The sequence below is a fragment of the Streptomyces decoyicus genome, assembly GCF_019880305.1.
In the GTDB taxonomy this organism is placed as follows: Bacteria; Actinomycetota; Actinomycetes; order Streptomycetales; family Streptomycetaceae; genus Streptomyces; species Streptomyces decoyicus.
The window spans coordinates 8,541,256-8,563,896 of sequence record NZ_CP082301.1 but is presented as its reverse complement, the minus strand read 5'-3'; the positions used below and the strand labels follow the sequence as shown (position 1 = coordinate 8,563,896).

The following is a 22,641-nucleotide window of genomic DNA, read 5'->3' as shown; positions in this document are numbered from 1 at the left end:
GGTCATGCGGGTGGCGTGCAGCACCGTCTCTTCACCGTCCTCGTCGTTCTTCGGCAGTTCGTCGTCTCGTACGGCGTGCCCCGGTTGGGCTGCGTATTGGTCTGTCCGGGTGATATTCGCGTCAATGCGGTGGTGCTCTATTGGCCATTTCGGGTTAATGGTGGGGACCGTTTTCCGGTGGGTTGCCCATCTCTCCGGGGAGAGATGGGCAACCCCTGTGGTGCGCGGGTGCGTGGTACATGTCGGCGTGCCCTCTTTCTGTCCCGGTGTGCAAGCGGTGATCCGGTTCGCGTATACCGGCGCCGTGCGACGCGGGCCCCGGTGGGAGTTCTTGGGCGGCCCTCTCAGCTGAGAGAGGTTTGTCATGGAACCGATTACGGGTTGGTGGGGAGCTCCGGCGGTAGCCGGCGGGGTCCGGCCGGTTGTACCGGCCGGTGGATCCGAGGTGGCCGCGGTACGGGGGCTTGCGGTCGCGCCCTTCAGTGCGGCGTTCTCCACGGTGACGATCCCGGCGGGCACGAGCCCGCTGGCGGTGACGGTGGCGCCGAACAGCAACGTCTACGTCGGCAACGCCAATTCCAACAACGTGACGGTGATCAGCAGCACCACGAACACCGTCCTGGCCACCGTCCCCACCGGTTCGAACCCGGCCATGATCGCGGTGGCGCCGAACGGCAACGTCTACGTCACCAACCAGAGCTCGAACAACGTGACGGTGATCAGCAGCGCCACGAACACCGTCCTGACCACCCTCCCCACCGGCGGGGGCCCGTTCGCACTGGCGGTGGCGCCGAACGGCAACGTCTACGTCGCCAACAGCACTTCGAACAACGTGACGGTGATCAGCAGCGCCACGAACGCCGTCCTGGCCACCGTCCCCGTCGGCGCGGTCCCGGACGCGGTGGCGGTGGCTGCGAACGGCAACGTCTACGTCGCGAACCGGAACGCGAACACCGTGACGGTGATCAGCAGCGCCACGAACACCGTCCTGACCACCCTCCCCACCGGTGGCTTCCCGGGCGCGGCGGCGGTGGCGCCGAACGGCAACGTCTACATCGCCAACCAGACCTCGAACAACGTGACGGTGATCGACAGCGCCACGAACACCGTCCTGGCCACCGTCCCCGCCGGCACGGTCCCGGGAGTGATCGCGGTGGCGCCGAACGGCAACGTCTACGTCACCAACACCGCTTCCAACAACGTGACAGTGATCGACAGCGCCACGAACACGGTCCTGGCCACCGTCCCCACCGGCGGGGGCCCGTTCGGAGTGGCGGTGGCGCCAACCGGCAACGTCTACGTCGGCAACAGCAATTCCAACAACGTGACGGTGATCAGCAACACCACGAACACCGTCCTGGCCACCGTCCCCGTCGGCGCGTTCCCGTTCTCGGTGGCGGCGGCGCAGAACAGCAATGTCTACGTCACCAACGCCAATTCGGCCAACGTGACGGAGATTTCGCCGTTGACGGTGACGACCTCACCGGCGTCGCCGGTGTGCGGGCAGCCGGTGACATTCAACATTTCCGGGGGGACTCCCAACGGGACGGCGGTGGTGGACTTCGGGGACGCCAGCCCCACGGTCACCGTCCCCCTGAACGCCACCGGGAGCGGGCAGACCACCCACACCTACACCGCGGGTACGTTCACCACGACCGTGAACGGCAACCCCACCTCCGTCACCGTGAGCCCCAACCCCACAACGACGACGCTGTCGGTGACGCCGAACCCCTCCACCTGCGGGCAGAGCGTGACCGTGTGCGCCACCATCACCCCGGCACCAGCCACCACCTCCGTGCCGACCGGCACGGTCACCTTCACCCTCCCCAACAGCCAGACCCAGATGGTCCCCGTCAACGCATCGGGGCGGGCCTGCTTCACCACCACCGCCCTGACCACCGGCACCCTCACCGCCACCTATAGCGGTGACAGCTGCTTCACCGGCTCCACCGCCGGCACCCCCGTCACCGTGAACCCCACCCCCACCACGCTGACCGCGCAGCCAGGCACGATCCGGCTCCGGCTGACCCCGCTGCCCGAGTTCTACATCCCCACCCTCAGCGCCACCCTGACGACCACCTCGGGGATGCCGGTGGCCGGTCAGCCGGTGACCTTCACCGCCACCACGCTCTTCGGCCCGGTCAACCTCGGCACCGCCGTCACCGACGCCAATGGCACCGCCACCCTCCACAACGCTGTCGTCCCCGTCTTCGCCGTCGCCACCCCCTTCTACACCGCCACCTTCCCCGGCACTGCCTGCTACACCGCCGCCACCGCCCACAACATCCTGTTGTTCATCCCCCTCCCCGGCTGACCTCGTCGGATCCGAAAACCCCAGGTCACCTTGTCTGCTGCGACGGGAGGAACACGTCGTGCCCCAGCTGCATGAGTTGGCCGCCCAGACCCGGTTCATCTCGTACATGCCGTCGATGGGGCCAGGATCCGGCAACGGCGCATCCACGAGGCTGAAGGCGTCGAGGTGCCATACGAGGAAGTCGCTCGCGCTACGAGGCTCCGAATGAGCCGCACCGTCGTGCTGAACGCCAGCGATCTCGCGGATCTGCCCCTTCCCGGCGTGAAGACGATCGAGGTGCTCGGCTTCCTGCCGTCCGACCAGAGCGACCCCATCGCATTCGACAGGTCGTTACTTCCTGGGCGTCGAGGGAGCCGGCGCCCACCCGTACCGGTTGTTGCGGGACGCGATGAAGCAGAGCGGCCAGGTCGGAGTCGCCCGCGTGGCGCTGCGCGGTCCGGAGCGTCTCGTGGTCCTCCGGGAGCAGCCACAGGCGCGGAACATCTCCGCGCACGCGGAGATGGGCGCCCGGTATAGCCCTACGTCCACGCCACCTCGGACAAAACCGGGAGCTTGGAGGATGCTTCCAGCGCGTTGGGGTTCTCGCGTGCGAAGGGGTACGACCCTGGACCGTCGCGAGGAGTTCTTATGCCGTGTGCTGCGTATCTGCCGTAGCACACGTGTCGTCACCGCGTTCCTGCTCCGTGTGATCGAAGCCGGAGAGCCGGAGTACAACAGTGCCAGAGCCTGACATCGCGCCGTCCTAGCCCGCCGCGCGGAGAAGCCCCGCCGGAGCATTCCGGCGGGGCTTCTCGTCTCACGTGCTCTCACACGTGTCTCACAGACAGTGTGGACGGCTCCGGACTGAGGGCTCCGAGATGGCCTTGGGAGCCACTCCCTGCTTCGGCTGGACGCCCCAGGACACGGGTTACGACCTGTGCCAGGTGGGACCGTCAGCTCGGAGCGGGCGGGCTACGGCCAATCCAACAGAGCCGCACCCCCAAGGTCTGCATCAGTCAAGATCCGGACCATTCCCGGGCCAGCAGGCCCGGCAAGATCCCCACGGCTGCCATATCCGCAGGTCAGCGAGCCGCTTGCGCTGTACCACCAGCAGACGAAGAACCTGCTGTGGGTGGCTCGCCGTGGAGCGCCACTCCCTGACAGTTCATTGCCGGACCGTTCTGACCTGGGCTAACGTCTCCCGGACCGATACCACTTTCCTCGGAACTTCGCAGGGGCGAAGTTTCCCCAAAGCCGTCAAGAAGATCGTCGATGACGAGGCCGAGCTGCTGGCGTTCTACGATTTCCCCGCCGAGCACTGGATCCACCTGCGGACCAGCAACCCCATCGAGTCGACCTTCGCGACGGTGCGGCTACGGACGAAGGTCACGAAGGGCGCCGGCTTCCGCGCGGCGGCCCTCGCGATGGTCTTCAAGCTCGTCGAGTCCGCCCAAGTCCGCTGGCGGGCCGTGAACGCACCTCCCCTCGTCGCCCTCGTCAGGGCCGGAGCCCGTTTCGAGCGCGGCCACCTCGTAGAACGCTCCGAGGTTCACGCAGCCTGAACCACCGCAACTGGCGCACAGGTACTGACGATTACTCACCGAACGGGTCTACGTGTAGGACCGGATGGCCACCGTGACATCCATGTTGAAGGCGTTCGCCCCCGCCGCGGACGGCAGGCCCAGGGCCCGGTCGAGCGCGCGACTCAGAGGGCCGCAGCCACTAGCGCCCGGGGCGGCGAACTCCGCGTCCTGGGCACCGAAGGCGACGACCAGGGGGTCCCTGGATATCACCCGGGTGGGATCGGTGTCCTTGAGCACTAGGTGGACCGCGTCCTCATCGCTGCCCACCGAGCAGCCCGACGACGACCGGGCCAGCAGCCCGTGCGCCGAGCCTATGGCGAACTTGATGTCGAACTCCCCGCGCCGGGTCTCGTCGGACAGGAAGTCCGAGTAGCCACCGTACTGCGGAGTCAGGGTCAACGGGGTGCCTCCCGCCCGGATTGGCGCAGCGGTCATCTCACCGAAGACCTGGCGGAATTCGCCGTCCACACGGCCTTCCGCGAAGGTGATCTTCATAGGTTCGGTGAGCGGCTCGTCGATGGCGCCCATGCGCAGATGCCCCGTGGCGTGCATGACCTCGCAGCGCCAGGTCCCGGGGTCCGCACCCGCCGGCAGCTCATCGACGGTCGGACAGGCGGAGAAGTTGAACTCGGGCAGATCCGCGGCCCGTTCAGCTCCATGCGCGGGTACGGCGCCCAGGGCGAGTCCGGCAAGCAGGGCCCCCGCAGCAGCACTTGTGAAGCGGCGGACTGTGTGATTCAAGGTCACTCGGTTCGGCGTCATACGCCCCAGCATTGCAGAGCTTTCTCTGCATAGGAACTCTTGCAGAGAAAACGCTGCTATCTGGATAGACTGCCGCCATGACGAAAGAGCGGAGAGCGGAAGCCGCAGGACGGCGCACGGTCGACAGCCCCGAGGTCCTCAAGGCCCTCTCGCACCCCCTGCGCCTGCGTATCCTGCGCCACCTCGGCGCGGCCGGCCCGGCCACCTCAACCACGCTGGCCGCCGCCCTCGGCGAGAACACCGGGACGCTCAGCTACCACCTGCGCATGCTGGAGCGCAGTGGCCTCACCGAGGACATCCCCGAGCGCTCCACCGGGCGGGAGCGCTGGTGGCGCGGGGTGCGCGGGCTCGACATCCGCAGACCGCCGCAGGGTGAGCTCACGGAGGCCGAGCGCGCCATGTCGGCCGAGCTGGACCGAATGAGGATGGAGGAGGACGTCGAGCTCGCCCGGCAGTTCACCGCCGGACAGGCGGAGTCCGAAGGCTGGATGCGGGGTTCCCGCAGCCTCATCCACCTCACGAAGGGTGAGCTGGACGCATTCCATGACGACTATCTGGCCCTGCTCGCGCGCTATGCCCGCGGGCCCGAGGACGCCCCCGACGGCGCACGACCCGTGCTCCTTCGCTGGTTCGGCCTGCCCGCTGACTGACCGGCAGCCGCCCGGCGAACTGTCTGATCGGCCGACTGACCGTACGGGTGAGTGAGGGAAGGCACCATGTCGGGCCACCGTTTTCACGGGCAGCCACGGCTCCTCATTCGGGCGACGCTTTGCGCGGACCTCGAACGAGAAGAAGATCAAAAATCAGTCACGCCCGCCCATCGAGACTGTGGCCTGACCAAGATCGATCCACAGGTCTTGACAATTCCTCGGTGAGGTGGCCGCTCATTGCGTCGGCTGCGTCCATCACTGCTTTGATGCAGTCGTTTCGGGTTCTGGGTGACTGTGTCTGCCGGTGCGCCAGCATCAAGGTGACGGCGCCTGCCGCGGTGGCTCCGCGCCACACGGGTGCTGCGATGGCGTGGTATCCGTCCAGGACGGCGGGGCCAATCGCGTATCCGGTGTGGCGGATTTCGCGCAGTGGGGTGTCGATGTGGATGCCGGGGTTCTTCATGGCGGCTGCCAGGACGTGGCCTGGGGGGGGGCGATGCCCAGGGGGGCGAGGTGCAGGGCGTCGTGGTCGATGGCCGGCCGCATGCCCCATTGGATTTCGACGGCGAGGCGCTCGGGGTGCTCTCCCAGGTGGAAGGGGGCGTAGAGGAGGGCGGTCTGGCCGGTGCGGGTTTGGAGGGTGGTCAGGGTGCGGCGGATGGCTTGCGAGGGGCTGGGTTGTGGTTTGTGTGCTGGGGTGTGCCAGTCGAGCAAGGTAGGCGCCTCGTGGTTGGGGCTGGCGTACTTTTCCGGTGCCCACCAGGGCCTGGAGGTAGCGGCAGGCGGTGCCGCTGGTCAGGCCGGTCTGCGAGGCGACCTCGCGCAGGGGTACTGCTCGCCCTGTCTGTTGCTGTCAGGTCTGTAAGGCGTGCAGTACGTCGATGACGCGGCGTACGACGTTGCCCGCACCTTCTGAGTGTGTGTCAGGTGCCGTGTCGAGCATGGGAATCCCCTCACCGTCGAGCGAACGGGGCGTCCCGCGACACTCCGCATCCGAGGTGTGATTCTCGACCGGGTACCAGCGGATGACCAGGCAAAAATTCTTACGGAAGTGAAGTTGGGGCACTACTCGGTTACCGAAATACGTTGCGGCACGTGGCCGCGACGGCCACAGAAGGGGCTTCTCAAGCGCATGATGAACCGAAAAGACCTGCTCAAAGCCCTACTTGTCCACCACCGTGAGCTGCGCACACCCCAGGACGTGGGGTGGCGGGGCACCACGAGCGGCGGGCCCGGCCGGCCCCGGGACCGGATCTCCGCGGAGCTCTTCGCCAAAAGCCTCGGCGTCTCCAAGCCCTACTACCTCTAAATCGAAAACGGCCGACAGCACCCCAAAGCCGAAGAACTGGAACACATCGCGGAGTTGCTGAAGATGGCATGGCGAGCTCGCGCAGCCCTCTACCGCCGCGCCCTCGGCTGCACACCAGTACTCCCAGCACCACCTCGCCCCGGAACCACCGAGCCGGCCCTTCGGTAAGCCCTCCTCGAGCCGCAAGCCACCTGCCTGACGGACCTGGCCTACAACATCCGCAGCCACAACGACCAGTTCACCGCACTCCTCCCCCACGCTGCGGCGGACTCTTCAGCAGGTCCTCGCCCCAACCTGATGCGCGCGACGCTCCTGCGGCCGCAGGCATCGCAGTGGACAGACAACTCGGCAGAGTGGGCCGAGGAGTTGACTGCTGAGCTTGCCGAGGCGGTCACGCTGCATCCCGACAACCGCGAGTTGCGGGGACTTCATGAGGAGGTAACGGCTGACCCTGTGGCCGGTCCCATCTATGCGGACGCCCACCCGCTACGCCTTCCCCGATAGAGAATGCAAAGTGGTCGTCAGCCACAGCTTCCCGGAACTCAACACCCGGCAGGTGATCCTGGTGTCCGGCTGACCATCTCCAGCGCCATGCGACGGCGCACACGAGAGGCTGACTGCACTGTTTCACTGTGCGCAGCGCGCGAGAACCGCTTGTTTCAGCTCACGGCACACGGTTGCCTGCGCGAAGACTGAGGCTTGTCTCCTGGTACAGGTCCGGCTTTGGTGGTGCTGACGGTGCATCGCTCCCCCCGACCATGACACCGTCCGCCGAAGCCGGACGAAAATACGCGTTCCGGTCCGGCGACAGACGGCACCACGCTGCCCAGGCCGGACACTTGGCCCCCCGCCAAGCACCCGGCCACCCACCTGACACCGCGAAATGCCAGGCACCCCGCACCCCGCAGCCCAGCCCGTGCCGCGCGGCAGGTCCCCGCGCGACACCGGCGTGAGCTCATCCCCGCGGGTACGCGGAGCGGCGGTGGCGTGCGGGGTGGTGCGGACCAGCTCGGGCTCATCCCTGCGGGTGCGGGGAGCAGGGTGCGCACTCGACGACATGGCACTCCGGAACTCATCACCGAGCCCCGTGAACTGGCAATCAGCAATTTGAGAAACGTGCTGCCTCGCGCACCGCGTACCTCTGACACGTGGCCTGTATAGCGAGATCTTCTGGCCCACATAGGCGCGTTGTCTTCTTGCTTCCGGCCTCTTCCTTGCGTACCAAGGACTGTCCTTCTCGGCTATGGCACATATCCGTCGAGCCTTGGGAGTATTTGAGAGAGTTCTGCGCGAGGACCATCGCTATACGTTGCCCTCGTGCAACACCCTTACCTACGCCTATCTGTCGATGCGTGATCTGGCGCGGGTGGTGCCGCTGTTGGAGCGGGCGCTGCGGGACAGCTAGCGTGTGCAGGCCATGGACCAACCGGCCACAGCGAACGGCCACATCAAACTCGCCGCAGTCGCCGATCACAACGTACAACGAGATTAATCATGACCGGGCGGTCGCATCCCCCCCGCTCGCCGACACCGCCCTCCCCGCCCGCCCACTGCAGCAGTGCTTGAACTTCCTCCCCCCCCGCATCATGCATGGACACGGCGCATTCCTGCGCGGCCGCACCACCGCGAACGGCACGGCTGCGCCAACAGCCTGCCCGAGGCGGATGGCGCGATCGAGCTACGTGATGTCGTCCACCACCATGCCCGGAAGGTTCCGGCCGGCGATGACGATCAGCGAGCCTTGGTGGGCCCGCTCGTACCAGCGAGGTGAGAAGTTGAGAGGCATCCCCGGCAGGAGGGCGCCGTGTGGGCTGTTGAGGGTGAGTTTGTTGTCGACCAGACGGGCCTGAAGGTCCCTGCAGGACCCAAGCAGCATCACCGCGACAGCGGTCACCAGAACCGTCCTGACCCATCTGCTCGTGCGCACCATGACTATCGCCCGCCCCTCGTATCAGACCATCGCCAAAGGGGGCACTCTCGCATACGGCTGGCACGGGCCACACGGGCCAGACGCCCGGCATCCGGACCTATGCCCGCTGTCCACGAACCGTGTCCAAGAGCACGCTCCTCTCCTATACTCCGCCCCACCATGCGGCGGTGTCCGAGGCCCCGGCTGGTCATCACGGAAGTTGTGCCAGAACCCGAGAGGGTTCTGGCACAACTTCCGTGAGTTAGCTGTGACGGCGAACCTTGTTGGATTGCCGCCGAAGTTGGACTGGTGAGGCTGTCCTGTTCCTCGGAACGTCACCCCGTCCACGACCTGTTTCCCGGCCTGCCGCGGCAGAAATGGAAGCGCCGTTCTTGCGGTGAAGGAGCCCATGGCCGGCGGATCTTCGACTGGGCACGCGTCGAAGTGAGGCCCTGGCACCGCGAGGACCGCCGGCACTGGGTTCTTGCCCGCCGCAGCGTCAGCAGGCCCGAGGAAATCTCCTACTACATCGCCTACTGTCCCGCCGACACGACGCTGGACGAGCTGATCCGCATCGCGGGCAGCCGATGGGCAGTCGAGGAACGCTTCCAGACCGCCAAGCAGGAATGCGGCCCGGACGACTACCAGGTCCGCCGCTACCCCGGCTGGCACCGCCACATGACCTTGGCCACGGCCGCCCACGCCTGCCTGACCGTCCTGCGGGCCCGACAGCTGGACACGGACAAAGCAGAAACGGACCCTCCCAGCTCCTCCACCTAACTGATCGTTTCAGAATGGGGTACGGAGGCGTCTCAAGCAGATGATGCTGCAGGCGAGTTCGAGGAGACCCTGGTGGAGGTCGGCGCGTATCTCGTAGCGGATGCGCAGGCGCTTGAACTGGTGGAGCCAGGCGAAGGTCCTCTCCACCACCCACCGCCTTTTGCCGAGTCCGGAGCCGTGCGGGGTGCCGCGGCGGGCGTTCTTCGGGGCGATCCCGCGCTTGCGGTCAGACGGAGGTACTTGTCGAAGTCGTAGTCGCGGTCCGCGAACAGCCGCCGGGGCGGTGCCGGGGACGTCCTCGCAGTCCGCGAATGCGGGGTATCGCGTCCAGCAGCGGCATGAGCTGGGTGACGTCGTGCCGGTTCCCCCCGGTCAGCGACACCGCGAGCGGAGTGCCGTGCCGGTCGACGATCACATGGTGCTTGCTGCCGGGACGGCCGCGGTCGACTGGCGGAGGTCCGGTGTGAGCCCCCTTTGAGGGCCCTGACGTGGGAGCCGTCGATCGAGCAGTCGTCCAAGTCGAGGAGGCCGGCTCTGCGCAGCTCGGTGAGCAGAGCCTCGTGGAGCGGGGCCAGAGCCCGGCTTCGGTCCAGTCCCGCAGGCGTCGCCAGCAGGTCACCCCGCTGCAGCCGATCCGCTCGGCGGGCACGTCAGCCCAGGTCACGCCCTTGCGGAGTACGTACACAATGCCCGCGAGAGCGACACGGTCCTCCACCGGCTTCCGGCCCGGGAACCGGTACCGACGCGGCGGCCGGGCAGGGATGAGCGGGGCTATCCGCTCCCACAAGTCATCAGGGACAAGATCATCAACCACCCGCCAGACCCTGCCCGACGGCATCCCCAACTCCCAGCCGCCACACCGAACTCATTCTGAAACGATCAGTAAGCCTCGCCGAAATCCGACGCCTGATCCACCGCCTCACCGACCCCCGGCCAGCACCGATCGAGCACATCCTGCACTGGTCAACATGGCGCCGACGACGCCAATATCAGGCCCCGCCTGAGTCACTACAAACGACGCGGACACAGCCCCTTAAAACTGCCCGGCACTCAGAACAAGCACCGTTGCAGTACTAGCCCACCGGTACGTCCTTGCCGGTCAGCTGCGCCCGAATGCCGTTCTTCGTCACGGAGATGTCGCGCAGCCGAATGTCGCCCGGCAGGTTGTCCGGCAGCTGCACGGAGAACTCCATCTGCTGCGCGACCTTCGGCTCCCGGAGCTTCTGTAGGCCCTGGATGAGCGAGGGATCGATGCCGGTGGGCTTGAGCAGCGACGGATGGTCCACGAGCGTGTCCAACACGCGGCCCTTCATCATCTGATGCGGAAGGACGCGCTTCCCGGTCGCCTGTTGCAGCTCGCCCTTGTCCATCCTCTCGGCGACGGGTGCAGTCAGCTGCAAGCCACCGCCCTTACCCGGTACATACGTGAGCAGGCCGGGCACCACCACGCGCGTGTCCTGCACGGTCATGCGCAGGCCGCGGTCCCCGGTGCGCTGCAACTGCGCACGCCCCCGGACCTGGGCCTGCTTGTCGCCCACCGGCACGTCGCCGCCGGCCAGCACTGTGTTCTTCTCTGGGCCGGGCATCAAGTGGATCTGCGACGCGCCGACTTCGCGGTTCAGGTCCTTGAAGTCCAGCAGGATGTCGCCGCGCACCCGGCTCAGCACCGCACCCTTGACGGAGGACGGCAGGCTGCCGACGATCCGGATGTCGTCCACCGTCCCCTTCACCTGAGCGACGGAGACCGGCCCGGCGTCGACATCGGGGACGTTGACCTCGACGTGGTCGATGTTGCCCTCGAGCACCTCCCCGATCAACGGGAAGCTGTCGATGTGCACCTCGGGCTCGGCGCGCAGCTTCAGCGCCTTCTGCACCTGCTGCGCCGCCAGGTTCTCCGCGTAGAGCACGGCCCACCGGTCCCCGAGCGCAAGAAACGCAAGAACGACGGCCGGCGCGACGACCACCTTCGCGGTCCTCCGCACGATCCGCCGCGGCTTGCGCGCGGCCCGCGGGTGCTCCTTCTCGTCGCCGGTGCTCGTGTTGTCAGTGCCTGCGTCGGCTGCGGTTGCGACTCCATCTGCGCCGACAACAGCGTCGTCGGCGCCAGTGACCGTGGCCGAGGTCGTGCCGCTGTCGGCGGCAGTAGCGACGGTGCTGGTGCCTGTACCGGAGTCGGCGCCAGCGGTGTTGCCCTGAGTCGACGAGGCGTCCGGCTCTTCACCGCCCTGGGCCGACGGCTCATCCGGGCACTGGTTGTCCGAGGCCGGGCCGGGCTGAGCAGCACGGCTCGCCGGTACCCGCGCCTTGGAGTCTGCGGAAGGTTCGTTGGAGAGCATCGCCACCATGCGACCACACCCCAAAGCACTCGAACCAAGTTGTGCACAGTCTTCGAGATACCAACGCAGAGGGCGCCAAAGCCGAGTCGACGCCGTGCCCGAGCACTGCGTTCAGTTGAAGATGGTCTGTCCCACTCGCCCCAGAACGAAGCGTTGGGCCATGGCCCGCATCCGCGTGCCACGACGCGGGCCGGAAAGACCCTAGACACAACCGTTGGCTTGCGGCGGCTTTCTGCTGCCCACATGCCCTCGGGTGGGTGGTCAGCGCTTGACGCGGTTGCGGACGGCCAGGACCGCGAGGCCCAGCAGAACGGGCTCGGTTACGCGGGAGGCCATCTCGATGTAGGTGCCGACCGTGGTCAGGTCATTGTTGGAAGAGCGGAAGACCACCGAGTTGAGCGTGACGTTCAGGGCCTTCTCGAAGCGCTTGCCAGTGAACCTGTCTTTGGTGGCGTTTTGGGGGTCCGCCTTGTCGATCTCGAAGGTGACCTTGCCTCCGCCGGGCGCCACAGTGCCGGTCGCTTCCTGCTTCGGGGCGTCCTTGGGGAGTCCGAAGCCCATCAGCAGCACGATTGTGACGACCATAGCGGCAACGAGCCAGCCCAGGGCCCGGGAGGCGCGCAGGCCATAGCCGGACAGAAGCCAGTAGCCGTGCAGCAGTCTGCGCTCGGCAGGAGTGGTGCCAGTGCGGTCGTGACGGCGCATCTCCATCTCGCCGTAGTAGAAATCCGCCGCCCCCGGCTCGTTCTTGCCGTCCTCGAACGCCTTGCGCAGCGCCCGGTACACAGGCGCCAGCTGCGCCGGCCCGACGTGTCCGGAGCCAGACAACGCCACGGTCCAGCCCCCAGCCGCTGTCGGCTGGCTCGCGCGCCAGTGACATTCCTCGGCGAGTATGCGGCGCTGGGTGAACCGCACAGGGGGCCACGTGCGCCAGCGCATGCCGGACGGTGCCGTGCCGAAGGAGCAGGCGCCCTCCATCCGCAGCTGGTCCAGATGCACGGTCCCGGTGAACAGGCTCCCCGAAAGGTCGACGTCGGCCAGGACTAGGTGTGCCGCGTCCACTCCCTGCAGCGAGGCGATCCGCACCCCGGCATCCCTGGCAAGGATATGTTCCGCAACCGGCAGCCCGTCAGGGAGCACGAATGGCTCGGCCTCCGCGGCAATGGTGAGGGGGTATTCGAAGACCGCGTGGGCAAAGTCCACCGTGGCGTAGCGCAGACGCACCTCTGCTGTTGACGACCAGCGGGTCCGCCGGCACTCCAGGCGGCGCGCGGCAAACGAGAGGGTTACCGGGCCGCCGAACACGGCGCCGGACAGCACCACCCGCTCAGCGCACACCAACGGCCCGAGGCTGGCCAACCGCTCGAAAACCGCCTGTTCGAACCCGGCGTCGCCGTGGAAGGTCGTCGAGCCGAACCTGGCATCGCTTCGGAAGGTCGCCGACTCGAACCCGGCGTCGCTTCGGAAGGTCGCCGACTCGAACCCGGCGTCGCCATGGAAGATCGCAGACTCGAACCCTGCGCCGCCGTGGAAGATCGCCCGGCCGAACGCTGCGTCATTTTGGAAGGTCGCCCGCTCGAACTGGGCAGCTTGTAAGGTCGCCGACTCGAACGTGGCGCCGCCTTCGAAGGTCGCCGACTCGAACGTGGCGCCGTCCTGGAAGGTCGCCGAGTAGAACACGGCGCGGTGTTGGAAGGTCGTCGAAGCGAAGCTGGTGACGCCTTGAAAGGCCGCCCGGCCGAATACGGCGGCTTGGAAGGTCGCCGACTCGAACGTGGCGCCGCCATGGAAGGTCGCCGAGCCGAACAGGGCGAGGCCGAGGCGGGGGTGTCCGGTGGCGGGGTCGCGGAGGGCGTCGAGGAGGGCACTGACGAGAGGTCCGGTGAACGGGGTGCCGCGATGGTCGATGTCGCTGCCGGGGACCAGTCCGGCCAGGTAGGCGTCGCGGTCGGCATCAGTTAGGTGGGCGAGGCATGCGGTGTGGCCGGTTACGTGGATGCCGCGGCAGCCCATTGGGTTTTCTGGGGTAGTGCCGTGGCCGCAGTGCGGCCAGTCAGGCAGATTTGGGGACGGTGCGGAGCTCGGGTGCGTCATGCCTGAAGGACGATTGAGCACGGCCGGATAGTTGCCTTAACCGCGTGTCTCGGAGGACATCACTGAAACCTTCGGTGCGGTGCTGAAGGACGCACCGAAATGCATCGTGCGCTACTGAAATGTTGCGTGCGGTCCGACATACTCCGTGATCAACGAGGTGAGGACGGCTTCCGCGCACGGCGGGCTACGGAGGTGCGCAGGTTGCCCGGAACAGCCAAGAAACTCCGAAACTGGGTGACACGAAGGGGCGGGGCTTCCTAGACAGTGTTTCTCGGATCTCCGGACGTGGGTGGGGTGTTGGGTCAGGCTGGTTCCATGGACGTGGGGATTTAACGAACGCAGAGTGGCATCGACTGGAGTCGTTCTTGCCTCGTGGTGGTGCGCGTGGAGGGCGGTGGAGTGATCACCGACGGGTGATTAACGGGGTGCTGTACCGGGTGCGGACGGGTGTGCAGCGGCGGGATCTTCCCGAGCGGTCCAGGCCGTAGGAGACGGTCTACAAACGTCATCGCCGCTGGTCAGCGGACGGCACGTGAGAGAGGCTACTGTCCCTGGTCCAGGCTGCCCAGGACGCTGAGGGCCGAATCGACTGGGACGTGTCAGTGGACTCCACCGCGGCGCGGGCCCACCAGCACGCCGCCGGCGCGAGGAAGGTGCCCCCAGCCGCGGTTCCTCAAAAGGGGGCCGGGCAGGGGACGAACCGGGTCGATCCGGTGCTGCGGAAACTGGCCGTCCGATTGGAGGAAGTGATCAGATCGGCGAATGCCTAGGACGCTCCCACGGCGGCTCCACCACCAAAATCCACCTCGCCGCCGAGAGACGACGCCGACCCCTCGCCCTCGTTCTGACACCCGGGCACTACGGTGACGGCCCCCGGCTCGAGCGGGTGCTGAAGCAGGTTTCCGTACCCCGCACCGGACTCGGGCGGCCACGCAGCCGACCCGACCACGTCCTGGCAGACAAGGCCTACACCTCCCGCAAGAACCGCCGTTACCTGCGACAACGCGGAATCCCGCACACCATCCCCGAACGCCTCGACCAACAACGACACCGGCACAACCGCGGCTTTCGACGGCGGCCGCCCACCGGATTCGACAGCGAACGCTACAAAAAACCCCACACCCTCGAGCGAGCCATCAACCGCCCCAAGGGCTTCCGGCCATCGCCACCCGCTACGAGAAACGCGCCTACGTCTACCTCGGAACCGTCACGGCCGCGACCCTCATGATCTCGCTCCGAACACGATCCGAGAAACAGCGCCTAGTGCAAGTCCGGCTTTGGTGGTGCTGACGGTGCATCGCTCCCCCGCCATGACACCGTCCGCCGAATCCGGACGAAGTGCGCGTTCCGGTCCGGCGGCAGATGGCACCCCGGTGCCCAGGCCGGGCGCTTGGCAATCCCCCTGCCAAGCACCCGGCCACCCACCTGACACCGCCAAGAGCCAGGCACCCCGTACCCAGCAGCCCAGCCCGAGCCACGTAGCAGGCCCTCGCGCCGCACCGGCGTGAGCTCACCCCCGCGGGCACGGGGAGCGGCCCAAGCGGGCGCCTGTCACACTCGCTGCGGATCATCTACGTCACTCCGCAGGAGGCCAAGGAGGCCGGCTTCGTGGAGACCGAGCACTACGGCATCCGCTACAAACGTCGGTCCAGCCATTTCGACTTCACCGACGTGCCGCAGCGGTGGCTCCGTGATCTGCTCTGGGATCGCGTGGCTCGCCGCTTGCGTTCTCCCCAGGGGCCGCGAAGCCCGCAGCGCATCGAGAGCGGGCGAAGGGCGGGCGTCGAGCTCGGAGTGTTCCTGACCGCCGTTGCTCCCGGAGGCGGCCAGGACCCGGCCCTGCTCAGCGATGATCACATGCAGCGGTGACGCCTTCCGGGACCGGCTGGCGGCCCTGGAGATCGGCGCCTGGGTACCTCACCAGGCCCGTCACACGCTGGCCACGTCGAACGGCTGGTGCCGGAGGCGCCGAAGCGCCCGCAGGGTGGGGGACGGCGGCGGTGCGACGATCGTGCAGTGCTGGCTGCGATCGTGTCGGCCACGTCGGACTGTACCTGGCGCCAGTTGCCGCCGTTGTTCGGCGCCTCCTGGCAGACGCTTCACAGGCTGGTCGGCAGCGCGAGTGTGGGCGAAGCCGCCCCGGGTGCTAACAGTCAGCCGAGCTTTTTGCTCTGCTCCTCGATGGGCAACGCCGCGAAGGGGGCGAGTCCACTGACGGAGCTTTCACCCTGATAAAATACTGCCAGGCGGGCCCCTTTGCGGATCGCAGTCATGCGCAAGTACTCCTCACCTTTCTGGACTTTCCCCGTTTCGCTGCTCTGGCGAAGGGTGAACTCAACTCGTTCGCCAGCCAAGTTGTTGTCGCCGGCGGCTATTACTCGTGTTTCTACGGAGTCATTAACCAAGTCCGGAGATAGATCAACAGTGAATGATGGACAATCTCGGATGGCGGCGATGGAATGATCTATGGTGTCTTTAGCCTCACGCTCGTCGCTGTACTCCCGCAAGAGCAATTTGACTTGCCACCCCTTGCCGGTTGAAGTGAGTGAAGACATCGGCCCCAGCAGCACAGGTTCCGCTCCCTTTGGTTCGCCGTCGGTAAGATCCACCACGGGCTGGCACGCTGGGTCATCGGCGACCGCACCGACTGTGTTGGCAACGACCGGTCCATTCGCGTTCGTGACGGGGCTTGCTATCCAGCCGAAGGGGCTAGCGGACAAGTCCGGCGTCGTTACCGCTAACTGCCCCAGCGGCTGACTGGTGCCGGAGTCCACCCCCTGGTCGCCTTCAGGTCCACCAGACACGGCGGGGTCCACGCCTTGGCCGCTTTCAGGTCCACCAGATGTAGAGCCCTGACTGTTCTTGTCGGGCGAGGAGTCTTCGAGCATTCGCACACCGCCATAGGCTCCCAGCGCGAGTAGTGCGACCATCACGAGTCCAGCCCCTACCAGTGCGGCACGCGTTTTGGGCGTGTCCGACATGGTGACTGGACCGATCGTGATATTGCCTTTCATTCTTCCGGAAATCGATACAGCACTGAGGTTTCCGTGCACGGTGTTTCCTGTGCCCTGCGCGGTCGCACGGGCCGTGATCGAAGCACGCTCCAGGCGCTCAGCGAAGGCCGGGTTTGCCGTGATGGCTTCGCCCACCAACTCGCTTACCTCATCAGCTGCTTGTGGATCTTCCGGGCTCCGCTCGAAGCGTTCCAAGGCTCCAACGCCGGTCGGCGACTCCCCGAGTCGCTCCCGAATCAAGTTCGCCACGCCATCCCCGAGACCTGTTCCGGTCCCAGTGGCAGCGGCCGTCAGAAACTGCATGGCAACCGCCGACAGATTTTCCGCTTCCACCATGCCTCAACTCCCCCACGCCCATTAGGAAAGTTAGATCGTGGCAGGAAACCTCGGGATCCGACAGGGCTTCACAGGACAGTGTTCCTCCCATTCAGTCGGCCTGAACCGTCGCTGCGTGTGAGTCTGCCCGTCGAGGTACCCGTTGTCCCGCTTTCGGGTCGAGTTCTATGGCTACCTATACTCCGTGCGGATGCGCTCTTCGAGCTCACCGACGCGATGCTCCGCACGAGTGGACCGGTGAAGGCCCTGGTCGAACAGACGCGAGCATGGGGCGCTGTATGCCGCGTTGGCATGAAGAAGGCAACTTAGGCAGCAGGAAACGGAATGCACGGGGGATCTACCTTTCAGGCCGGCGACGGTTTGCGTGGCACACCGGCAACGGTCCGTCCACGGCACTCGATCGAGTGGTACAGCGCCCGCCCGCGAGCGCCGCCACGTACATGTCCGCTACGTTCAATCCCAGGTCACTGGCCACAGAACGTCTCCCTCGGCCGGAAAACGTCGGCACGGGGAGCGGCGCTTTGCTGCCCCACCCCGCAGAGGGGCGCTGGGCTCATCCCCGCGGGCACGGGGAGCGGTGCGCCGGCCCCTGGATCAGGCTGCACGGACCCCTTCCCGACCGGTGGCGGCGGAGTGCTGGTGCGCACAGACGATGGTGGGGGCAATCTGTACCAGCCAGTCGACGACTCCAGAAGCGTCGGCTTGAGCCTGGATCTGTTGGAGGATCCGCGTGAACACTCCATCCAGGGCATACCGGCGGAAGCGCGAGTAGACGGTCTGCCACGGACCGTACCGTTCAGGCAGATCACGCCACGTGATCCCGGTACGAATCTTGTCGACCATGCCACTCATGACCCTGCGGTCATTCGCCCGTGGTCGCTCGTTCACGGCCCGCGGTATCAGCGGAGCCAACAAGTCCCATTCTGGTCGGTGAGTTCATGACGCACCAGACCATGATCCAGTCGAGCGAGTCCTGGGCGCCTCCCAACGCTAGGGTCTGAGGGAGCGAGGGGAGCGAAGGACATGGAGAGCATCGCGGGGGCTGTGGGCTCGCAGATATTCAGTGCGGTGGTTGCTGCCGTGCTCACCGGCCTCGGCGGGCTGGTGCGCTGGTTCGTGGTCAGACGACTGCCAGCGCGCCGCACATGGCGCTATTCCGGGGCTGGCGAGCTTTCCGTCGTGTTGGACACCGCCCACATAGACACGGGGCGTTACCAGCGCCCTGTGGCCGGTCTGGGGCAGGTCCGAGCTCTGTCCCTGCTCGCACCCTCCCTGACACAGGCCTACCGGGACCTCAATCTGGAGAAGGTCCGACTGTCAGCCCATCTGCCAGGTCATGAGATGGAACATGACCTGCTCGTCCTCGGCGGCCCGAAGAATAATGAGGTTGCCCGCCGCCTCCTCGTCGCCATGGCGGAGTCGCTGCCCTTCCAGCTCGGCGGTGGAGAGATCACCTGGGATGGCACCGCGTACCGAGGAGAAGCCGCGGACGGCGAGATCTCACGGGACTGCGGCTACATCATCAGAGCCACGAACCCACTCAACCCGAACAAGCGCGTCGTACTTATCGGCGGTTGGTCCACCTATGGCACGGTGGCCGCAGCCCGCTGGCTGACGGAAGACGGGGCCGACCGCTCACTGGCCGCCGATATCGCAGTGCTCGTAGAGGCTTCAGTCATGCGCGACGGCCACGTCTCCACACCTCGCGTTCTACGCCAAGCAGCACTGAACATCTGAGTGTGGCATCAACTTGTTTGAAGACGGGCCCTAGTTCGAGGCCCATTTCGACACCGGACCCGCCGCGGTACCGACAGCCTGGAATGAGGCCGGCCAGCAAACCGATCGAAGCCCTATGCGCCCACCGTGCCTTGCACGAATCGCCGAAGGTGCGCACGCACGGCGTCGGGCTGCTCCAACCAGGGCTCGTGCCCAGCGCCCTCGATCCGCGTCAGCGGAAGACCGAGCCGGAGCGCGAGTGATTCAAGAGCCGAAATAGGGCGGGGATCGTCGGCCCCACCCACAAGCTCCGCTCGCGCGGGAAGACACGCACGCAGCTCGGCAAGATGCTCATCGAGCGGATCCGCGCATCCTTCCTTGCCAAGTTCACCGTTCATAGCCCAGTTGACGGGGCGCCGCCGCCGGGCACCCTGCGCGGCCCAGTGCCACCCCCGTTCGGGGTCGGAGTGGTCGGTGAACCAGGCCAGCGTCAGCAGCTCGACTTCCTGCTCCTCCGTGCGATGCGGCAGCTCCTCCAACTCGCGGAACCGCTCCTGCTGCGCTGCGGACATACGGCGGCCGCGCTCAGCTCGGTACCCGGTACGCCAATCACCGACGAATGGGCCGCACATCAGCAGCGTCGCGGCAACCCGGTCAGAGTGTGTCAGGCAGAACCGGCTCGCCAGATCGGTGCCGTAGGAGTGCCCAATCAGCACGGCCTTGGGCACGCGCCATGCGTCGAGCAGCTCGGCGAGATCGTCGACATGCCGGGCGAAGGAATGGGGGCCCCGCCACGGGGATTGGCCCGTGCCACGCTGGTCGTACCGGTACACAGGCACGAGGTCGGCGACCATGAGGGCGACATCGCTCAGATAGTCCGGCAGACCCGGACCGCCATGGAGCAGGATCACGGCCAGCTGGCGAGTCGTGTCCCCCAGCGCCATCCAGCGCAACTGCGCCTCGTCGGTCATCGACACGAGGCCCTGTGCCTCCATCAAAGTCACCGCGAAAAACCTACCAACGTCACTGAGGCTCCGCCAAAGGTTAAAGAACAAGCTCAGCAGCGCCGGGCCGAACAGCGAAGCCGCCCAGCTGCGATGAGCATGGACGCCCGCGTGCTGGCGTGAGCTGCGTGCCGCCGGCTCAGAGCGCTTTTCAACGTCGGCGGAACAGGCAGACCAGGTAGGTCACCTGGGGGTCCGCGCCTGGGGCAGACGTCATGTTCGTCAAAAACCATCCTTGTTCCTCGATGGCCGCGATCTGGGCTCCTGCGCCCGCTGCGTCTTCGGCGGAGGTGTTGGAGTCGAATCGCTGCGCAACCCTGTAGACGAACACCTGCTGATTGTTGCGGTAAGCGGTGCCGCCATGACCGGTGCTGACCGGCTTGGCGTCGCCGATCCGGTCAGTGATCCGGAAGAGACGGCCTAGGCGCTGGTGCGTGTCCCGCACCGGCAGGGACGTGTTGGAGCTGCGTGCCCGGCTGCATCGGTCGGCGCCGCGGTGTCCGGCATGGTGTCGCGGGACGGGGGGCTGTGGGCGTCTACCGCGCCGCTGAGGACGCGGTCGGGGCTCTCACCCCGAGGGCGGCGAGCAGCATGATGGGCCGCCACACCGCCACGGCGATGGAGTCCTGCCGGGGCGGGCGTGCGCGCCGCTCACCGGAAGAGTCCGTGGCACGACCCGTCGGCCTTGATGCGTTCGGCGCGCGGCCGCGTCACAGCATGTCCGGGTCCTCCACCGGCCACTCGCCCCGGCCCGGACACCGCAGGTAGTAGACGCCGGCGCGGATGTCGGTCACCACTGCCTGCCGATCAGCCGCGCATTCGGGACCCACCGGTAATGCTGGCGGACTGAGCGCTAAGGAATGATCTTGATCCTGACTGGTTCGTGAGCTGGTGGTCTTCGCGGCAAGCGCCGACATCGGTGGGGCGGGGTCGGTAGCCTGCCGGTCATAAGTGGGCGGGATGCCGGGCTGCCTGAGGTCCTCTCGGCGTCGTGCCCGTGTCCGGTTCACAACGGGTGGCGTGGGTGGGGGCGGACGGTTGCGTCGGCGGAGGTCCGGGCGTTGGCCGGGCGGAGCATCTGTCCAGCAGCCAGTTCGCGGTAGATGGGGCTGCTGGTGAGCAGTTCCTCGTGACGTCCGCGGGCGGCGGTGCGGCCGCTGTCCAGTACGACGATCTGGTCGACGTGCTGGACCGTGGAGAGCCGGTGTGCGATGACCAGCAGGGCGCATTCCCGGGCGACGTCCTTCATCACTGTGGTGAGCGCGGTCTCATTGATGGTGTCGAGGTGGGAGGTGGGCTCGTCGAGCAGGAGGATCGAGGGGCGGGCGAGCAGGGCGCGGGCCAGGGCCACGCGCTGGCGCTCGCCCGCCGACAGGGTGCCGCCGCGCTCGCCGAGCATTGCCGACAAGCCGCCCGGCAGCCGCCGCACGACCCCTTCTAGCTGGGCGAGCTCGACGACGCGTCGTGCCTCGGCCTCGGTGGCGTCGGGCGTGGCGTAGGTGATGTTGTCCCAGAGGGTACCGCGGACGACGTGGGTGTTCTGGTCGACGACGGCGATGCGTCCGCGGCATGCGGTGCGGCTCAGTGCGGTGGCGGGCAGGCCATCGAATAGCAGGGCCCCGGAGTCCGGTTCGTAGAATCTGGCGACGAGGGCGAAGATCGTGCTCTTTCCGGCACCCGACAGGCCGACCAGGGCTGTCTGCTGCCCGTGGGGGACGGTGAACGAGACACCGCGCAGCACCGGCCGGTCCGGGTCGTAGCCAAAACTGAGATTCCGCAGGGCGAGAGCGGGCTCCTGGTACGAGTCGGTCCGCCGGGCCGGTTCGCGCGTGCATGCCCGGACGGCCGGCGCCTCCTGGGAGGGCTCCGCCGGCAGGGACAGCGCCTGCTCGATGCGCTGGTAAGCCCCCATGCCACGCTGGAGCAGGCCGACCGCCCGGAAGACCGAGGACAGCGGACGGACCAGGTAGGAGGCGTACAGCAAGAAGGCGACCAGGTCGCCGAGGGAGTTGGCGTGGCCGTTGACCCGCAGGCCGCCAATGACCAGGACGATCAGGAAGGAGCCCTGTACCGCGAGTTCGACCGCGGGGCTCATCACGGAGGCGAGTTTCGCGGTCCGTACGCCGGCGCTGTACGCCGATTCGACGCATTCCCCGATGCGGCCCGCTTCACGGTCCTCGGCTCGGTGAACCCGGATCATCGGCAGGGCGCCGAGCGCGCGTTCGAGGTCGGCGGCGATCGCGCCGACGGAGGTCTGCATGCGTTCGGAGGCGGCCCGGATGCCCTTGAGGAGCGAGGCGACGATCACGGCGGCGGTAGCTACGGTGAGGGCGACCAGGAGCAGCAGCAGCGGATCGATCCACACCATCAGGACGATCGCCCCCGCCGCGACGAGGGCACCCGTCACCAGGTCGACCAGTGCCTGGGAGACGACTTCTCTGAGCAGGGTGGTGTCGGCAGTGACCCGGGAGATCAGGTCGCCGCTGCGGTGCCGGTCGTACTCCCGCATCTCCAGCCGAAGCAGCCGCGCCACCAGACTGTGGCGCAGCCCTCGTACGATGCTTTCGCCCATGCGCTCCAGAACGAAGCGGCTCACCGCGCCCGTTGCCGCTTCGGTGACGAACAGTACGGCGAGGAGCAGCAACAGTGGCCACAACATCTGTCCGCGCCCGCTCGCGTCCACGACCCGTTGGGCGACGAGCGGCTGGGCAAGCCCGAGCGCGGAGCCGACGAGGGTGAGTACGGTGGCGACGGTGATGGAGGCCCGGTGGCCGGTGGTGAGCCGGTGCATGGTGGCGACCGCGGCCCGGGTGGAGCGGTCGCCCTCGGCCGCCGGCTGCGCCTGATCCACGACG

General features: G+C 67.0%; 21 protein-coding genes and 5 pseudogenes. 13 read left to right on the top strand and 13 right to left on the bottom strand.

What is annotated here, in order from left to right:
- The first annotated feature begins 445 nt into the window (after nucleotides 1–445).
- The 4 genes and pseudogenes from K7C20_RS37610 to K7C20_RS39165 all read left to right on the top strand — a co-directional run bounded on the left by K7C20_RS37610 (nucleotide 446) and on the right by K7C20_RS39165 (nucleotide 3,855).
- On the top strand, nucleotides 446–2,314 hold the full coding sequence (locus K7C20_RS37610) for a virginiamycin B lyase family protein (RefSeq protein ID WP_030084582.1): 1,869 nt from the start codon (nucleotides 446–448) through the stop codon (nucleotides 2,312–2,314).
- Between the two features lie 105 nt (nucleotides 2,315–2,419).
- A pseudogene (locus K7C20_RS39630) lies at nucleotides 2,420–2,632 on the top strand (Ku protein); the annotation flags it as partial.
- A 19-nt stretch (nucleotides 2,633–2,651) separates the two neighbouring features.
- A complete protein-coding gene (locus K7C20_RS39625) occupies nucleotides 2,652–3,044 on the top strand; it encodes a Ku protein (RefSeq protein ID WP_409351355.1) in 393 nt (130 codons plus the stop codon).
- Nucleotides 3,045–3,171: 127 nt separating this feature from the next.
- On the top strand, nucleotides 3,172–3,855 hold the full coding sequence (locus K7C20_RS39165) for a transposase (RefSeq protein WP_280922011.1): 684 nt from the start codon (nucleotides 3,172–3,174) through the stop codon (nucleotides 3,853–3,855).
- A 48-nt stretch (nucleotides 3,856–3,903) separates the two neighbouring features.
- Here K7C20_RS39165 and K7C20_RS37600 read toward each other — a convergent pair whose 3' ends face one another.
- The gene (locus K7C20_RS37600) at nucleotides 3,904–4,623 is read right to left on the bottom strand and encodes a hypothetical protein (RefSeq protein ID WP_245171532.1); all 720 of its coding nucleotides are present in this window, start codon (nucleotides 4,621–4,623) and stop codon (nucleotides 3,904–3,906) included.
- 92 nt (nucleotides 4,624–4,715) lie between these two features.
- On the opposite strand from K7C20_RS37600, the gene K7C20_RS37595 reads away from it, so the two are divergent.
- The gene (locus tag K7C20_RS37595) at nucleotides 4,716–5,288 is read left to right on the top strand and encodes an ArsR/SmtB family transcription factor (RefSeq protein ID WP_030084588.1); all 573 of its coding nucleotides are present in this window, start codon (nucleotides 4,716–4,718) and stop codon (nucleotides 5,286–5,288) included.
- A gap of 459 nt (nucleotides 5,289–5,747) precedes the next feature.
- Here K7C20_RS37595 and K7C20_RS37590 read toward each other — a convergent pair whose 3' ends face one another.
- Both K7C20_RS37590 and K7C20_RS39620 read right to left on the bottom strand, forming a co-directional pair.
- Nucleotides 5,748–6,002: a hypothetical protein gene (locus K7C20_RS37590; protein WP_030084590.1), complete on the bottom strand. Its 255-nt coding sequence runs from the start codon at nucleotides 6,000–6,002 to the stop codon at nucleotides 5,748–5,750.
- 34 nt (nucleotides 6,003–6,036) lie between these two features.
- Nucleotides 6,037–6,120, bottom strand: a pseudogene (locus tag K7C20_RS39620) (helix-turn-helix domain-containing protein); the annotation flags it as partial.
- Nucleotides 6,121–6,420: 300 nt separating this feature from the next.
- Between K7C20_RS39620 and K7C20_RS37580 the strand changes: the two are divergent.
- From K7C20_RS37580 to K7C20_RS37570, 3 genes and pseudogenes are all read left to right on the top strand, one after another.
- Nucleotides 6,421–6,597 (top strand): hypothetical protein, encoded by a 177-nt coding sequence (locus K7C20_RS37580; RefSeq protein ID WP_160328751.1) that lies wholly within the window; start codon nucleotides 6,421–6,423, stop codon nucleotides 6,595–6,597.
- A 186-nt stretch (nucleotides 6,598–6,783) separates the two neighbouring features.
- Nucleotides 6,784–7,101 (top strand): annotated as a pseudogene (locus K7C20_RS39615) (MmyB family transcriptional regulator); the annotation flags it as partial.
- A 760-nt stretch (nucleotides 7,102–7,861) separates the two neighbouring features.
- Nucleotides 7,862–8,002, top strand: a complete 141-nt coding sequence (locus tag K7C20_RS37570) for a hypothetical protein (protein ID WP_160328750.1) — start codon at nucleotides 7,862–7,864, stop codon at nucleotides 8,000–8,002.
- Nucleotides 8,003–8,275: 273 nt separating this feature from the next.
- On the opposite strand, the gene K7C20_RS38880 is transcribed toward K7C20_RS37570, so the two are convergent.
- Entirely contained in the window at nucleotides 8,276–8,491 is a 216-nt protein-coding gene (locus K7C20_RS38880) for a hypothetical protein (RefSeq protein WP_030084592.1), read from the bottom strand.
- Between the two features lie 351 nt (nucleotides 8,492–8,842).
- Between K7C20_RS38880 and K7C20_RS37560 the strand changes: the two are divergent.
- Nucleotides 8,843–9,286: pseudogene (locus K7C20_RS37560) on the top strand (IS701 family transposase); the annotation flags it as partial.
- A gap of 9 nt (nucleotides 9,287–9,295) precedes the next feature.
- Here K7C20_RS37560 and K7C20_RS39610 read toward each other — a convergent pair.
- The 4 genes from K7C20_RS39610 to K7C20_RS37545 all read right to left on the bottom strand — a co-directional run bounded on the left by K7C20_RS39610 (nucleotide 9,296) and on the right by K7C20_RS37545 (nucleotide 13,635).
- The gene (locus tag K7C20_RS39610; RefSeq protein ID WP_030084596.1) at nucleotides 9,296–9,436 is read right to left on the bottom strand and encodes a transposase; all 141 of its coding nucleotides are present in this window, start codon (nucleotides 9,434–9,436) and stop codon (nucleotides 9,296–9,298) included.
- 76 nt (nucleotides 9,437–9,512) lie between these two features.
- On the bottom strand, nucleotides 9,513–10,124 hold the full coding sequence (locus K7C20_RS37555; protein WP_409351339.1) for an IS5 family transposase: 612 nt from the start codon (nucleotides 10,122–10,124) through the stop codon (nucleotides 9,513–9,515).
- Nucleotides 10,125–10,359: 235 nt separating this feature from the next.
- Nucleotides 10,360–11,631, bottom strand: a complete 1,272-nt coding sequence (locus K7C20_RS37550) for an LmeA family phospholipid-binding protein (RefSeq protein WP_245171499.1) — start codon at nucleotides 11,629–11,631, stop codon at nucleotides 10,360–10,362.
- Nucleotides 11,632–11,883: 252 nt separating this feature from the next.
- The gene (locus K7C20_RS37545) at nucleotides 11,884–13,635 is read right to left on the bottom strand and encodes a pentapeptide repeat-containing protein (protein ID WP_053209673.1); all 1,752 of its coding nucleotides are present in this window, start codon (nucleotides 13,633–13,635) and stop codon (nucleotides 11,884–11,886) included.
- A 356-nt stretch (nucleotides 13,636–13,991) separates the two neighbouring features.
- On the opposite strand from K7C20_RS37545, the pseudogene K7C20_RS37540 reads away from it, so the two are divergent.
- The 3 genes and pseudogenes from K7C20_RS37540 to K7C20_RS37530 all read left to right on the top strand — a co-directional run bounded on the left by K7C20_RS37540 (nucleotide 13,992) and on the right by K7C20_RS37530 (nucleotide 15,948).
- Nucleotides 13,992–15,006, top strand: a pseudogene (locus K7C20_RS37540) (IS5 family transposase).
- A 318-nt stretch (nucleotides 15,007–15,324) separates the two neighbouring features.
- Nucleotides 15,325–15,585, top strand: a complete 261-nt coding sequence (locus tag K7C20_RS37535) for a hypothetical protein (RefSeq protein ID WP_030084604.1) — start codon at nucleotides 15,325–15,327, stop codon at nucleotides 15,583–15,585.
- An 87-nt stretch (nucleotides 15,586–15,672) separates the two neighbouring features.
- On the top strand, nucleotides 15,673–15,948 hold the full coding sequence (locus K7C20_RS37530; protein ID WP_160328749.1) for a transposase: 276 nt from the start codon (nucleotides 15,673–15,675) through the stop codon (nucleotides 15,946–15,948).
- Here the strand turns inward: K7C20_RS37530 and K7C20_RS37525 are convergent.
- Together K7C20_RS37525 and K7C20_RS37520 are read right to left on the bottom strand one after the other, a co-directional pair.
- A complete protein-coding gene (locus tag K7C20_RS37525) occupies nucleotides 15,870–17,066 on the bottom strand; it encodes a hypothetical protein (RefSeq protein ID WP_150127301.1) in 1,197 nt (398 codons plus the stop codon). The two genes, K7C20_RS37530 and K7C20_RS37525, sit on opposite strands and share 79 nt — an antisense overlap.
- Before the next feature lie 594 nt (nucleotides 17,067–17,660).
- A complete protein-coding gene (locus K7C20_RS37520) occupies nucleotides 17,661–17,981 on the bottom strand; it encodes an IS5/IS1182 family transposase (protein ID WP_048829816.1) in 321 nt (106 codons plus the stop codon).
- A 108-nt stretch (nucleotides 17,982–18,089) separates the two neighbouring features.
- Between K7C20_RS37520 and K7C20_RS37515 the strand changes: the two genes are divergently transcribed.
- Entirely contained in the window at nucleotides 18,090–18,803 is a 714-nt protein-coding gene (locus tag K7C20_RS37515; protein WP_048829817.1) for a hypothetical protein, read from the top strand.
- Between the two features lie 113 nt (nucleotides 18,804–18,916).
- Here K7C20_RS37515 and K7C20_RS37510 read toward each other — a convergent pair whose 3' ends face one another.
- From K7C20_RS37510 to K7C20_RS37500, 3 genes are all read right to left on the bottom strand, one after another.
- Nucleotides 18,917–19,777, bottom strand: a complete 861-nt coding sequence (locus K7C20_RS37510; protein WP_245171530.1) for an alpha/beta fold hydrolase — start codon at nucleotides 19,775–19,777, stop codon at nucleotides 18,917–18,919.
- A gap of 160 nt (nucleotides 19,778–19,937) precedes the next feature.
- Entirely contained in the window at nucleotides 19,938–20,231 is a 294-nt protein-coding gene (locus K7C20_RS37505) for a hypothetical protein (RefSeq protein ID WP_053209672.1), read from the bottom strand.
- Nucleotides 20,232–20,792: 561 nt separating this feature from the next.
- The gene (locus K7C20_RS37500) at nucleotides 20,793–22,637 is read right to left on the bottom strand and encodes an ABC transporter ATP-binding protein (RefSeq protein ID WP_048829818.1); all 1,845 of its coding nucleotides are present in this window, start codon (nucleotides 22,635–22,637) and stop codon (nucleotides 20,793–20,795) included.
- Nucleotides 22,638–22,641 lie beyond the last annotated feature (4 nt).

Excerpts from the sequence above, each read along its gene's own strand:
- K7C20_RS37515 (WP_048829817.1), top strand. The coding sequence starts at position 18,090 with ATGGAGAGCATCGCGGGGGCTGTGGGCTCGCAGATATTCAGTGCGGTG.
- K7C20_RS37555 (WP_409351339.1), bottom strand. The coding sequence starts at position 10,124 with ATGCCGTCGGGCAGGGTCTGGCGGGTGGTTGATGATCTTGTCCCTGAT.
- K7C20_RS37545 (WP_053209673.1), bottom strand. The coding sequence starts at position 13,635 with ATGGGCTGCCGCGGCATCCACGTAACCGGCCACACCGCATGCCTCGCC.
- K7C20_RS37525 (WP_150127301.1), bottom strand. The coding sequence starts at position 17,066 with ATGGTGGAAGCGGAAAATCTGTCGGCGGTTGCCATGCAGTTTCTGACG.
- K7C20_RS37550 (WP_245171499.1), bottom strand. The coding sequence starts at position 11,631 with ATGGTGGCGATGCTCTCCAACGAACCTTCCGCAGACTCCAAGGCGCGG.
- K7C20_RS39165 (WP_280922011.1), top strand. The coding sequence starts at position 3,172 with ATGGCCTTGGGAGCCACTCCCTGCTTCGGCTGGACGCCCCAGGACACG.
- K7C20_RS37510 (WP_245171530.1), bottom strand. The coding sequence starts at position 19,777 with ATGGAGGCACAGGGCCTCGTGTCGATGACCGACGAGGCGCAGTTGCGC.
- K7C20_RS37580 (WP_160328751.1), top strand. The coding sequence starts at position 6,421 with ATGATGAACCGAAAAGACCTGCTCAAAGCCCTACTTGTCCACCACCGT.
- K7C20_RS37595 (WP_030084588.1), top strand. The coding sequence starts at position 4,716 with ATGACGAAAGAGCGGAGAGCGGAAGCCGCAGGACGGCGCACGGTCGAC.